Source organism: Pseudomonas citrullilanati (genome assembly GCF_030580855.1).
In the GTDB taxonomy this organism is placed as follows: Bacteria; Pseudomonadota; Gammaproteobacteria; order Pseudomonadales; family Pseudomonadaceae; genus Aquipseudomonas; species Aquipseudomonas citrulli.
Genome location: NZ_JAUQOP010000004.1, coordinates 228244 through 240463, shown reverse-complemented (window position 1 = coordinate 240463; position 12220 = coordinate 228244). Strand labels below are relative to the sequence as shown.

Sequence of the window (12220 nt, the reverse complement as noted above, 5' to 3'; positions counted from 1 at the left end):
TACGAAGCCCGTGCCGATGATCCGTCGCTGGACGCGGTGGCGGGCGGTACAGGCGGCGCACTCGGCCGTGGCGGCATGCAGACCAAATTGCGAGCCGCGGGGCGGGGGGGGGGGGGGGGGGGGGCCCCCCCCCCCACGCTCAACCGTCAGTCCTGGCGGCTGGTGACTTCCAGCAGGTGGTAGCCGAACTGGGTCTTGACCGGACCCTGGACCACATTGATCGGGGCGCTGAAGACCACGGTGTCGAATTCCTTGACCATCTGGCCCGGGCCGAACGAACCCAGGTCGCCGCCCTGGCGGCTGGATGGGCACGAGGAGTTGGCCTTGGCGACTTCGGCGAAATCGGCGCCGCCTTCGATCTGGGCTTTCAGTTCGTTGCACTTCTCTTCGCTGGAAACCAGGATGTGGCGGGCAGTGGCTTTGGCCATGGGGAAATCTCCTTTCGTCATTTCAAAGGTGTTGAGCCTACCGGATTCGTTGAGCGGTTGTTGTCAAAATTGCGTCAAAACCTTGGTCCTGACGATCAAAGGCCGGCTTTGCGCAGGCGTTCGGCGTGCCGCAGGTAGAGCGCCACCGGATCGGCACCGCTGCGGGGCTTGCCCGCCGCCTGGTGGATGACGTCCAGGTGGTCCATGGGGTAGTCGGAGCGTATGACCTTGCCCAGGTGCGAGCTGAAACGCCCGACCAGGCCGTCATTTTGCCCGGCCTCGGTGATGAAGTACTCGGAGAAGGCCCGGCAGAAGGCGTGCAGGGGCGAGATCGGGGCGCGGCCTTCGTGGCTGGCTGGCAGCGTGCCGCTCCAGGAGTAATAGCGCACGCCATTGACCTTGTCCGGGCCGTTGTCGCCCCAGTGGCTGGGCAGGCCCTGGGGGTATTTGTCGTTGAAGGCGCCGACGCCCTCGGTGGTCAGTGCCCCCAGGCTCGCGATGGCTGCCGAGGGGAGGTGCGCCTGGCCGCCCAGCAACGAGAGGAAGTCGGCGAACAGCGTGGCGATGTGACGTGCCACATGCCCCGGCAAGCGGCCCGGGGTCAGGGCCTTGCGCAGGAAGTCGGCCAGCTCGGAACCCTGGTTGGGGCCGCTGACCGAGGTCACCGAGGCCACTTGCTCCGGTCGCAGCGCCGCGGCATAGCGGGCCGCGAGCGCGCCTTGGCAATGGCCGATCAGGTTGACCCTGGTCGCGCCGGTGCCGCTGATGATCCGCTCCATCTGGGCCAGCAACTGCTCGCCGCGTGCCTCATTGGAATGGGTGGCCGACAGGCAGGGGATGAACACCCGGGCGCCGGCGATACGCAGCGCCTGCTTGATGCCATGGAAAAGTTCGAAACCGCCGATCCTGTCAAACCCGAACAACCCATGGACCAACAGGATGGGGAATTGTGTGGTTGCATTCCGTTGCATGTTCGTACCTTTTTCGAAGAGGTTCACGTTGAATTTGCGTCCTCACTCTAATCCAGGGCTTTGTTGGGTGGTGTAGGAAGAAACCGCGATGAGTTACGGAAAGCGGATTAAAAAAAGCAGGAAGAGTCGGGTGTAGGGCGAGCGAAATCCGGTTTCCGCAGACTTCTGATAAGCCCCGGTGTTTGCAGCTACGGATCCGGGCGCCGGGGACCACGCGCGCCGTCGTTTTTGTCTGACTGAGCCGTAGCGCCGATCGGGTTCTAATGGTTTCTCTATCCAAGGACTGGAGCCCTACATGACCACTTACCAATCTTCCCAGCGAAGCCTGCTGGGCCAATCCGCGAAACTTCCGGCGCCTTCCGTCGCCGCCGCCAAGGCAGGCGTGATCAACCCGGCCTGGCGCAAGGTCGTGATCACCTTGAAGGCGTACCCCTTGATGGCATGCGGGGACGAAGTGCTGCTGTGCTGGCACGGCCTCAATTCGGACGCCGAGCCCTACCGGCATGAAGTGCGCGGGTTCGTGACCGAACGGCACATCGGGCGCAACGTCGTGTTCGTCGTGCGCGAACCGCACATCGCCGAACTGGACGGCGGCTCGCTGGAAATCTCCTACCAGGTGACCGGACGACAATTGCCGACCACGTGGGGCTCGGAGCCGCTGCACCTGGAGATCGGCGACGCCTCGCCGCAACTGCTGGCGGCCGTCGCCGCTGACGCCGTAGGGGGCGCCCTTGATCCCGGACGGGTGCCGGAAGGCACGCGCGTGACCATCCGGCCTTACGCTCGAATGGCCGTCGGCGACCGCGTGATCCTGATCGCCAGCCGGGGTGACCAGCCCCTCTGGCGCGACGTGCTGGAGATCGAAGCGCACGCCGTTGGCCGGGAGGTTTCCTTCTGGCTGGACCCTTCGCAATTCGCCGCCCATGTCGGCCATGACCTGGCGTTGACCTATGTCGTCAGGCGCGGCCATTCCGTGCGCCGTGCCGAGGCCTTGGCGCTGCATATCGGTCCTTTGTTGCGCCCGGCGCTGGAGCTGCCGCGGATCCAGGCGTTGCAGGACGGATGGCTCGACATCGACGATTATCCGAGTGGTGTCACCGTGACCCTCTACGGGGCCGGCCTCGAAGCCGGTGAGCTGGTCTGGCTGCAATGCAATGGGCGCTACGCTCACGTCGAGGAGCGCGAAATCACCAGGGTGACGGCAGGCCAGCCGGTGACCTTCATCGTTCCGGCGGCGTTCTGGCAGGACCAGCGCGGTCGATCGGTGCAATTGTTCTACCAGGTCGAACGCCTGGATGACGTCAGCCAACGGTCCGCCGAGCTGACGGTCCAGGTTCATGCTGGGGACCAAGGCGAGCACTGATGCCGGGCTCGACCCGCTCCCCTCGGGGAGCGAGCCGGCTCGCGATGCGCCGGATCCTCAGGCGGGCGATTGCAGCTTGCGGTGAGCCTCGCGCAGCAACTGTTCGGTGGCGTCCCAGCCCAGGCAGCCATCGGTGACCGAGACGCCGTAGCGCAGCACCGGGCCCAGCGGCTGGCAACCTTCGAACAGATGGCTCTCCAGCATCATGCCGATGAGCGCGCGGTTGCCCTGTAGTCGTTGCTCCAGCACATCGTTGAACACCTGCGGCTGGCGCAACGGGTCCTTGCCGCTGTTGGCGTGGCTGCAATCGACCATGATCCGCGCGGGGATCTTCAGGCGGGTCAGGTCGTTGTGTACCTGCGTGACGCTGTCGCGGTCGTAGTTCGGGCCGCGATGGCCGCCGCGCAGCACCAGGTGCGTGTCGGGGTTGCCCGGGGTCTGGATGATGGCTGGATGACCCTGGCTGTCGACGCCGAAGTGCCGATGGGCGTGGGCGGCCGAGCGCATGGCGTCGCAGGCGATTGCCACGCCGCCGTCCGTGCCGTTCTTGAAGCCGACCGGCATGCCCAGGCCGCTGGCCATTTCCCGGTGGATCTGCGATTCGGTGGTGCGCGCGCCGATGGCGACCCAGCTGAGCAGGTCGTCGAAGTAGCTGGCGGCCATGGGCTGCAACAGTTCGGTGGCGACCGGCAGGCCCAGGTGCAGCATCTCGCGCATCAGCTCCCGGGACAGGGTCAGGCCGGCGGCCATGTCATCGCTGCCGTCCAGGCCAGGGTCGTAGGCCAGGCCTTTCCAACCCACGGTGGTGCGGGGTTTTTCCACGTAGGCGCGCATCACCAGGAGCATGCTGTCGCTTACCTCGTCGGCCAGGCGCGCCAGGTTGGCGGCGTATTCGAGGGCGGATTCCGGGTCGTGGATGGAGCAGGGGCCGACGATGACCAGCAAGCGGCGGTCATGGCCGTCGAGGATGGCGCGGACAGCCCGGCGGTGGGCGTCGACCTGATGGCTCAATGCTGGGCTGAGCGGCAACTGATGCTTGAGCTGCAACGAACTGGGCAGCCGCAGGGTCAGGGCTTCATTGGCGGGGTTGAGCGTGGACAGCGGCAAAGCGGAGACGGACGAATTCATGATCTGGCTTCCTGAGCGGGCAGCGGGTTCTTTCCCGCGCCGGCCCTACTGGGGTGTTCGACAGTTGGCCGTACTGGCCTCGAGTGTTTGCATGCCACCGATAGGTGACCGATCGGAGGCGGCAGGCTGTCCCGAGCGGAGGTTGGTAAATCGCCAGGTGCAGAAGTCGTAGCGGTAATAAGTGGCGTAGTTCATGGTTCAATCCTCAAGTTGTCGTGTGGTGCGAATGCGTGGACCTGAAAAAACAAAACCCCCGGTCGGGAGGCCGACCGGGGGTTTGGAAAACTCTGGAAGGCGACCCGTTTGAAGTGGGCGCCGGTGGGGTATCAGGCGCGCCAGTGGCTAAACCAATACCCAAAATAAAAGCTGGCCGGAGCCTGGACGCCATTCGCCCACGCAGCCGCGACCGAGCGCGAGGCGCTGGCGGTCTGGAGCGGTGCAAGGGCGTTGGACATGATCGGTCTCCGTTGAATGGTCCCGAGCTTACTAGAGGGCGGTGCGTCGGTTCAATCGGAAAATGCTATGGCGGCCGTGCAATTGTCCATCCTGGCTTGAGTCCGCTGGGGTTTATGACAAACTTCGGCTTTGACGGGCCTGCCAGCGGCAGGGTTTTGACGAGGTGCTCATGAGTTTCCAGTGGCGCGCGGCGACGGCCGGGGACATCGGCTTTGCCCGGCGGCTGACCTGCATCAACATGCTTCCCTATTACCTGGAACATGATTTGCTCTGGCAGGACGAAGCATTCGACCTGGCCTGGATCATCCGCCAGAACTGGATCATCCAGCACGATGACCAGGACGTGGGGTTTGCCAGCCTCAGCCGGGATGCCCGGGCCCTGTATATCCGCGAGTTGCAGATCAGCGCGGCCTTTCGCGGCCAAGGCGCCGGCACCTGGGCGATCGGCCAGGCCTGGGAGATGGTGGCCCGGGAGCGCCGCCCGGCGCTGCGCCTGACGGTCTTCAGGAGCAACCCCGCCAGGGCCTTGTATGAACGCCTCGGGCTGCGGGTCGTCGGTGAGGACGAATGTTTCCTGAGGATGCAGCGAGACATCGGCGCTTGACGCTTCGGGCCATCTGTCTATAAGACTTGTTGTAATTTTTATATGCCCCTTTGCGCTAGGTCTGCCGGATGCTTTTTGCTAAGGTGTGGACCAACCCAAATAAGACCAAATCGTGAGGTGTCTGCTTGATTAGGGTGTTAGTGGTCGATGACCATGATCTCGTCCGTACGGGCATTACACGAATGCTGGCTGATATCGACGGTCTGCAGGTGGTTGGCCAGGCAGAATCCGGGGAAGAGTCCCTGATCAAGGCGCGTGAGCTCAAGCCCGACGTGGTGCTGATGGACGTCAAGATGCCCGGCATCGGCGGTCTCGAGGCGACGCGCAAGCTGTTGCGCAGCCATCCGGACATCAAGGTGGTCGCGGTGACCGTGTGCGAGGAAGACCCGTTTCCCACCCGCTTGTTGCAGGCGGGCGCGGCGGGATACCTCACCAAGGGCGCCGGGTTGAACGAAATGGTCCAGGCCATTCGTCTGGTTTTTGCCGGGCAACGCTACATCAGCCCGCAGATCGCCCAGCAGTTGGCGATCAAGTCGTTCCAGCCGACCAACGATTCCCCGTTCGATGCGCTGTCCGAGCGGGAGATCCAGATTGCCCTGATGATCGTCGGCTGCCAGAAGGTGCAGATCATTTCCGACAAGCTCTGCCTGTCGCCCAAGACCGTCAATACCTACCGTTACCGGATTTTCGAGAAGCTTTCGATCAGCAGTGACGTCGAGTTGACGTTGCTGGCGGTGCGCCACGGCATGGTCGATGCCAGCGCCTGACAATGACCGAACTGTTTGATCCAAGCGCTTTCCTGTCCACGTGCAGCGGTCGCCCAGGCGTGTACCGCATGTTCGACAGCGACGCGCGCCTGCTCTATGTCGGCAAGGCCAAGAACCTCAAGAAACGCCTGGCGAGCTACTTCCGCAAAACCGGCCTGGCGCCGAAGACCGCCGCCCTGGTGGGGCGCATCGCCCAAGTCGAAACCACCATCACCGCCAATGAAACCGAGGCGCTGCTGCTCGAGCAGACGCTGATCAAGGAATGGCGGCCGCCGTACAACATCCTGCTGCGCGACGACAAATCCTACCCGTACGTGTTCCTGTCCGACGGGGCGTTTCCGCGCCTGAGCATTCATCGAGGGGCGAAGAAAGCCAAGGGCCGCTATTTCGGGCCCTATCCCAGCGCCGGCGCGATTCGTGAAAGCCTGAGCCTGCTGCAAAAGACTTTTTTCGTCCGCCAGTGTGAAGACAGCTACTACAAGAACCGCACCCGACCCTGCCTGCAATACCAGATCAAGCGCTGCAAGGCGCCCTGCGTCGGGCTGGTCGAGCCGCAGGTCTACGCCGAGGACGTGCGTCACTCGGTGATGTTCCTGGAGGGACGCAGCAACGCCTTGACCGATGAGCTCTCGGCGGCGATGGAAGAGGCGGCGATCAACCTCGAATTCGAGCGGGCCGCTGAACTGCGCGACCAGATCGGCCTGTTGCGGCGGGTACAGGACCAGCAGAGCATGGAAGGCGGCAGCGGCGACGTCGACGTGATCGCCGCGTTCATCAACCCGGGTGGTGCCTGCGTTCACTTGATCAGCGTGCGCGGCGGCCGGGTGCTCGGCAGCAAGAACTTCTTCCCCCAGGTGGGTATCGAGGAAGACGTGGCCGAGGTGATGGCGGCTTTCCTGGGGCAATACTACGTCAGCAGCCCGGAACGCGACTTGCCTGCCGAATTGATCGTCAACGTGGTCCATGAAGACTTTGCCGCCTTGACCGAGGCCATCCACACCCTTCGGGGGCGGGAGCTGACCATCAGTCACCGCGTTCGCGGCACACGTGCGCGCTGGCAGCAACTGGCCGTGACCAACGCCGAACAGGCCCTGGGCGCACGCCTGGCTAACCGCCAGCACGTTGCCGCGCGCTTCGATGCCCTGGCCGAGGTGCTCAACCTCGAAGAGCCGCCGCAGCGCCTGGAGTGCTATGACATCAGCCATTCCAGCGGCGAGGCCACCGTGGCGTCCTGCGTGGTGTTCGGCCCGGAAGGCCCGATCAAGTCCGATTACCGGCGCTACAACATCGAGGGCGTGACGCCGGGCGATGACTACGCGGCGATGCACCAGGCGCTGATGCGACGCTTCGGCAAGTTGAAGGACGGGGAGGGCAAGCTGCCGGACATCCTGCTGGTGGACGGCGGCAAGGGCCAGCTGTCCATGGCCCGCGACGTGCTCAATGAGCTGATGGTGCCCGACCTGATCCTGCTGGGCGTCGCCAAGGGCGCGACGCGCAAGGCCGGTTTCGAAACCTTGTACCTGAACGATGCGGCCCATGAATTCACCTTGAAAGGCGATTCACCGGCCTTGCACCTGATCCAGCAGATCCGCGACGAAGCGCACCGTTTCGCCATTACCGGACACCGTGCCCGCCGTGGCAAGACCCGCCGCACCTCGACGCTGGAAGGCGTGGCGGGAGTCGGCCCGACACGGCGCCGCGACCTGCTGAAACATTTTGGTGGATTGCAGGAGCTGTCTCGTGCCAGCATCGAAGAGATAGCCAAAGCACCCGGTATCAGTAAAAAGCTCGCTGAGTCGATTTATGCAAACCTGCACAGCGAGTAGAATGCCCGTCAACCTCGTAGCCAGTTGTGCCGATGAATATCCCAAACCTGATTACCGTTCTACGTGTCCTGCTGATCCCGATCTTCATAGTGCTGTTCTACTTGCCGTACCACTGGAGCTACGCGGCCTCGGCCTCGGTCTTCGCCTTCGCCGCCGCGACGGACTGGCTCGACGGCTACCTGGCCCGACGCCTTGAGCAGAGCACGCCGTTCGGCGCTTTCCTCGACCCGGTGGCCGACAAGCTGATGGTCGCGGTGGCCCTGGTGCTGCTGGTGCAGGAACACGGCAACCTATGGCTGACCTTGCCGGCGGCGGTAATCATCGGCCGCGAAATCGTGGTCTCGGCGCTGCGCGAGTGGATGGCCGAGCTGGGCGCGCGCGCCCAGGTGGCCGTGTCGAACCTGGGCAAATGGAAGACCGCTGCGCAAATGCTGGCGCTGGTGATCCTGCTGGCCAACCCGTCGGACTTCAGCTTCTGGGTACTGTTGGGCTACGCGTTGCTGCTGGTGTCGGCAGGGCTGACACTGTGGTCGATGGTCCAATACCTGCGCGCCGCCTGGCCGCATCTGCGGACCGATGTGGACCCTAAATAAAACTTTTTTGAATCAAAGGGTTGACGGCGTAATCTGAATCTATAGAATGCGCCACACCAAGACGCGGGAATAGCTCAGTTGGTAGAGCACGACCTTGCCAAGGTCGGGGTCGCGAGTTCGAGTCTCGTTTCCCGCTCCAAATATTGCGCTACAGAGTTCCACTGAATTCTGTAAGCGATTGAAATCAGGGCCTTTAGGCCCTTTTTTCGTTCCAGCGGGAACCACTGAAATCCAGCACTATCCGGTGCGTTTAAGTCCAGAATTGAGTCCAGAATTCTGACGAGCACTGAATCGGTTTGTTGCTGGAGCAGTTTGCGCAACGAGACGAGCATCTGGCCCTGACTCTGTTCAGGAGCTCGCAATGGCACTCTCAGAAATGACAGTTCGGCATGCCCGAATCACTGGTAACGACTACACCCTTGGTGACAGTGATGGTCTCACGCTCAATGTGACGGCCAGTGGTGGAAAAGTCTGGCTTTTCCGTTACTACTGGACGGGCAAGCAGAAGCGCATGTCCTTGGGTTGTTACCCGCAAATCAGCCTCAAAGAAGCGCGCACGCGACGTGACGAGGCACGCGCCTTGGTGGCCCAAGGCATCAACCCCTATGAGCACCGTAAAGAGCAGCGCCGTGCTGTTCGTTTTGCGACAGAGCATACCTTCGAGGCGGTGTTTAATCAGTGGGTAGAGTTCCGTAGGCTGAGCCTGAAGGAAGGGCGCCAGAGCACGCTCTCGCAGATCTTGAGGATCTTCAATAAAGACGTCCTGCCCATATTGGGTGGACGGTCTATCTACGATATCAATCGTCACGATCTGCTGGATTTACTGAGCAGGATCGAACAGCGCAAGGCCTTAACGACAGCCGAAAAATGCCGGACTTGGTTCAACCAATTGTTCCGTTATGCGCTGGTGAAGATCGAGGGACTGGAGCACAACCCAGCTTCAGATCTTGATGTAGTTGCACTCCCCAAACCTCCGGTTACGCACAATCCATTTCTTCGTATGGACGAGCTCCCGGCATTGATGGCTGCTCTTCGAAATTACGGTGGCGCCAACCAAACTCGGTTTGGCCTTCGGTTGTTGTTGCTGACCGGTGTCCGCACGGGCGAGCTACGCTTGGCGACACCCGACCAGTTCGATCTGGAGAAGCGCTTGTGGGTCATACCGGCGGAAGTGGTGAAACAACTCCAGCTAGCGATGCGGAAACCAGGTAAGCAGACCCAAAATGTACCGCCTTATATCGTGCCGCTGTCGGTTCAGGCGCTGGAGATCGTGCGTCACTTGCTGGACCAGGTTGTTCCGGCACAACGCTACTTGTTTGCCCATCGAAGCGACCTGAGCAAGCGTATCAGTGAGAACACGCTGAATGGTGCGTTACGTCGGATGGGGTATGCCGATCAACTCACCGGTCATGGCATGAGGGCGACGATCTCGACGGCGCTGAACGAGATCGGATACCCGAAGGTGTGGGTGGATGCCCAGCTTTCTCATGCGGACCCGGATAAGGTGAGCGCGGCTTACAACCACGCGGAGTACGTCGAGCAGCGCCGGACTATGATGCAGGATTGGGCGAACCGTCTGGATCTGTGGGGGCAGGGCCAGCTGAAAGCGGCGAGTTCTCCTCTGACTATTCGTTTAGAGGGTGCAGCTTCGTTACCTTCGTTGGAAAGCGCGAACGCAAACGCCGTTCTGTACAGCAGTGGTCTCCCAGCGACGACGGTCCCAGCCTCCAAAATGTCCGTCAGCAACGAACCGGTCCTTAACGCGGCTCAGTATTCACCTGTCCTACCTGCTCCAACGCAGACTGAACAGCTGCGCGAACCCCAAGTATCTGACATACAACGCCAGCGCGCCGAGATGCTAGCTACCTATGAAGCTTCGAATAATTTACCGCTGCTTGTCTTCGCCAAACTGGCAGGCAAATCCCGAGATCAGATCAACCGCGATATCAAAGCTCGGCGCCTGTTGTCTCTGAGCCTTGGGAATCGCGGTCAGCGCATTCCTGATTGGCAGCTTGATCCACTGCGGCACAAGTTGGTACTTGTTGCGTTAGCGCGGTTTCCGGATGTCGATGCATGGAGGCTTTATGGCGCCCTTTGTAAGCCTCATGAGCGATTAAAAGGTCGCGCGCCAATCGATGTGCTTACTACGGAGAATTTCGATGTGACCGCACAAATCGTTTGCAGTGCGCTGGGTTCAAGCTGAGGTGCTGTCTTTTTGCTGTGATAATGGATGTCGCTGCTTGCTTGGGTCCATCTAGCTCGGGCTGCCGTAAATGCGTGAACTTCACGCTTTGCCTGAGGTGCGGCGGAGATGTTCGGTGAACGAGCCCCTTGAAAGACAGGACACCGTTTCCCCCTTAGGATAAGGGATAGGCAAACGGGTATGTTTATGACTAACAGCAACGACAAGGGTGGCGGCGAACTGCTTGGCCAGGAGCGCCGTCGGCGCTGGAGTCCCGAGCAAAAGCTGGCCATGGTGCGCGAAAGCCTGGAGCCCGGGCAAAGCGTCTCGGTGGTCGCCAGGCGCAACGGCATAAATGCCAACCAGCTTTTCCTTTGGCGCAAGCTTTATCAGGAAGGCAGCTTGTCGGCGGTCAGTGCCGGCGAGGCCGTCGTTCCAGCTTCTGAGCTGAACGACGCGTTGAAGCAAATCCGCGAACTTCAGCGAATGCTTGGCAAAAAGACCATGGAAGCAGAAGTGCTCAAAGAGGCCGTGGAGATCGCTCGCTCGCGAAAATGGATTGCGCACTCACCCTTGTTGCCGGGGGACGACCAGTGAAGCTGGTCAGCGAAAGTCTCGGTGTGTCGCGCTCTCAGTTAACGGTTCGGCTCAAACAAGGCGCGCAGCCAAAGGCCCGGCGTGCTCGGCATTCAGACGATACGGCTGTAGTTGCAGAAATTCGGGAGCATCTCGGTGATCTTCCCACGTATGGTTATCGCCGAATGTGGGGCCTGCTACGCCGATCCCGCGAGCAGTTGGCACTGCCTACAATCAATGTGAAGCGGGTCTACCGCGTGATGCGTGACCACCGACTTTTGCTGGCACGTCGTGTAAAACAGCCTGGTGTTGCTCGAAAGCATGAAGGTCGCGTTGCTGTTGCTACTAGCAACACCCGATGGTGTTCCGATGGGTTTGAATTTCGCTGCGACGACGGCGCCAAGTTGAGTGTGAGCTTCGCCTTGGACTGCTGCGACCGAGAGGCGATTGGCTGGGTCGCCAGCCCGACAGGCTACAGTGGCGACGATGTTCGCGACTTGATGCTGGAAAGCGTGGAGAAGCGGTTTGGCGATCAGCTGCCCAGCACGCCTGTGCAGTGGCTGAGCGATAATGGCTCGGCCTATATCGCAGAGCAGACTCGGCTCTTTGCACAGCAAATCGGCTTGCAGCCTGTCACGACGCCGGTTCGCAGCCCGCAGAGTAATGGCATGGCCGAGAGCTTCGTGAAGACCATCAAACGCGACTACGTGGCCCACATGCCTCGTCCGAACCGCGAAACGGCGCTACGTAACCTGGCAATCGCTTTCGAACATTACAACGAGCAGCATCCACACAGCGCGCTGAAATACCGCTCTCCCAGAGAGTTCAGGCGCATGAAAACGGCATCAAGTTAACGGGGTGGCGGTGTCCGGTTTTGTTGGGGCCAGTCCATTCGGCAAGAGGCTTCTATTGCGCAGGAAGACACCCTTTGGCATCATCTCGCTCCCGCCCTCTCTTGTCAGCTCTCTATCCCTCTCATTTGGGGGCTGCGTCTTGGGGATGGCGGGTAACCACCCGGCCTCGTGCCGGGTTTTTTATTCGTTCGGCAGGCACGGCTGGCGGACAAACTTGGAATATTCAGCTACCCCATGTATGGGGTGCTAAAGGGAGAGTGTTCGAATCACTCCGTCCCGGCCATATTATTCAATGACTTAGCCCAATCTTCATCGGTTGGGCTTTTTCATGCTTGAAAAAATACTCCCACATTTCCCCCCACGGATATTCGCCCTGAATAACGCCCGCGCCCGCCCCGGTCAGAACGTCGTCATCGAGAACCTGTGCCACCACGAAGAGATAATCCATTGGAATGCCACCTAGAAGCAGACG

11 protein-coding genes, 1 tRNA gene and 1 pseudogene are annotated in these 12220 nt (G+C 61.2%); 9 read left to right on the top strand and 4 right to left on the bottom strand.

Features of this window, described 5'->3' with window-relative positions; genetic code table 11:
- Nucleotides 1-123, top strand: a pseudogene (locus Q6A48_RS05610) (glutamate 5-kinase); the annotation flags it as partial.
- A 23-nt stretch (nt 124-146) separates the two neighbouring features.
- Here Q6A48_RS05610 and Q6A48_RS05605 read toward each other — a convergent pair.
- The gene (locus tag Q6A48_RS05605; RefSeq protein WP_369811663.1) at nt 147-449 is read right to left on the bottom strand and encodes a peptidylprolyl isomerase; all 303 of its coding nucleotides are present in this window, start codon (nt 447-449) and stop codon (nt 147-149) included.
- Between the two features lie 74 nt (nt 450-523).
- Entirely contained in the window at nt 524-1399 is an 876-nt protein-coding gene (locus Q6A48_RS05600) for an esterase/lipase family protein (protein ID WP_304552560.1), read from the bottom strand.
- A gap of 295 nt (nt 1400-1694) precedes the next feature.
- Between Q6A48_RS05600 and Q6A48_RS05595 the strand changes: the two genes are divergently transcribed.
- Nucleotides 1695-2762, top strand: coding sequence for a hypothetical protein (locus Q6A48_RS05595; protein ID WP_304552559.1), 1068 nt, complete (start codon nt 1695-1697; stop codon nt 2760-2762).
- Between the two features lie 57 nt (nt 2763-2819).
- On the opposite strand, the gene Q6A48_RS05590 is transcribed toward Q6A48_RS05595, so the two are convergent.
- Nucleotides 2820-3890: a 3-deoxy-7-phosphoheptulonate synthase gene (locus tag Q6A48_RS05590; protein WP_304552558.1), complete on the bottom strand. Its 1071-nt coding sequence runs from the start codon at nt 3888-3890 to the stop codon at nt 2820-2822.
- A 625-nt stretch (nt 3891-4515) separates the two neighbouring features.
- Here Q6A48_RS05590 and Q6A48_RS05585 point away from each other — a divergent pair.
- The 7 genes from Q6A48_RS05585 (at nt 4516) to Q6A48_RS05555 (ending at nt 11748) form a co-directional block, all read left to right on the top strand.
- Nucleotides 4516-4950: a GNAT family N-acetyltransferase gene (locus tag Q6A48_RS05585; RefSeq protein WP_304552557.1), complete on the top strand. Its 435-nt coding sequence runs from the start codon at nt 4516-4518 to the stop codon at nt 4948-4950.
- 125 nt (nt 4951-5075) lie between these two features.
- A complete protein-coding gene (gene gacA, locus Q6A48_RS05580) occupies nt 5076-5717 on the top strand; it encodes a response regulator transcription factor GacA (protein WP_003200277.1) in 642 nt (213 codons plus the stop codon).
- 2 nt (nt 5718-5719) lie between these two features.
- Nucleotides 5720-7543 (top strand): excinuclease ABC subunit UvrC, encoded by a 1824-nt coding sequence (gene uvrC, locus Q6A48_RS05575; protein ID WP_304552549.1) that lies wholly within the window; start codon nt 5720-5722, stop codon nt 7541-7543.
- A gap of 32 nt (nt 7544-7575) precedes the next feature.
- Nucleotides 7576-8136, top strand: coding sequence for a CDP-diacylglycerol--glycerol-3-phosphate 3-phosphatidyltransferase (gene pgsA, locus Q6A48_RS05570; RefSeq protein WP_304552548.1), 561 nt, complete (start codon nt 7576-7578; stop codon nt 8134-8136).
- A 63-nt stretch (nt 8137-8199) separates the two neighbouring features.
- Nucleotides 8200-8275 (top strand) — tRNA-Gly (locus tag Q6A48_RS05565).
- Between the two features lie 222 nt (nt 8276-8497).
- Nucleotides 8498-10339 carry a tyrosine-type recombinase/integrase gene (locus Q6A48_RS05560; protein WP_047739081.1) on the top strand — a complete coding sequence of 614 codons (1842 nt, stop codon included), beginning with the start codon at nt 8498-8500 and terminating at the stop codon, nt 10337-10339.
- A gap of 186 nt (nt 10340-10525) precedes the next feature.
- Nucleotides 10526-11748 (top strand): IS3 family transposase gene (locus tag Q6A48_RS05555; protein ID WP_217510060.1). Its coding sequence is split into 2 segments (ribosomal slippage): nt 10526-10874 and nt 10874-11748, totalling 1224 coding nucleotides; the frame shifts between segments, so codons are not numbered across the junction.
- A 289-nt stretch (nt 11749-12037) separates the two neighbouring features.
- On the opposite strand, the gene Q6A48_RS05550 is transcribed toward Q6A48_RS05555, so the two are convergent.
- On the bottom strand, nt 12038-12196 hold the full coding sequence (locus Q6A48_RS05550; RefSeq protein WP_160310731.1) for a hypothetical protein: 159 nt from the start codon (nt 12194-12196) through the stop codon (nt 12038-12040).
- Nucleotides 12197-12220: the final 24 nt, after the last annotated feature.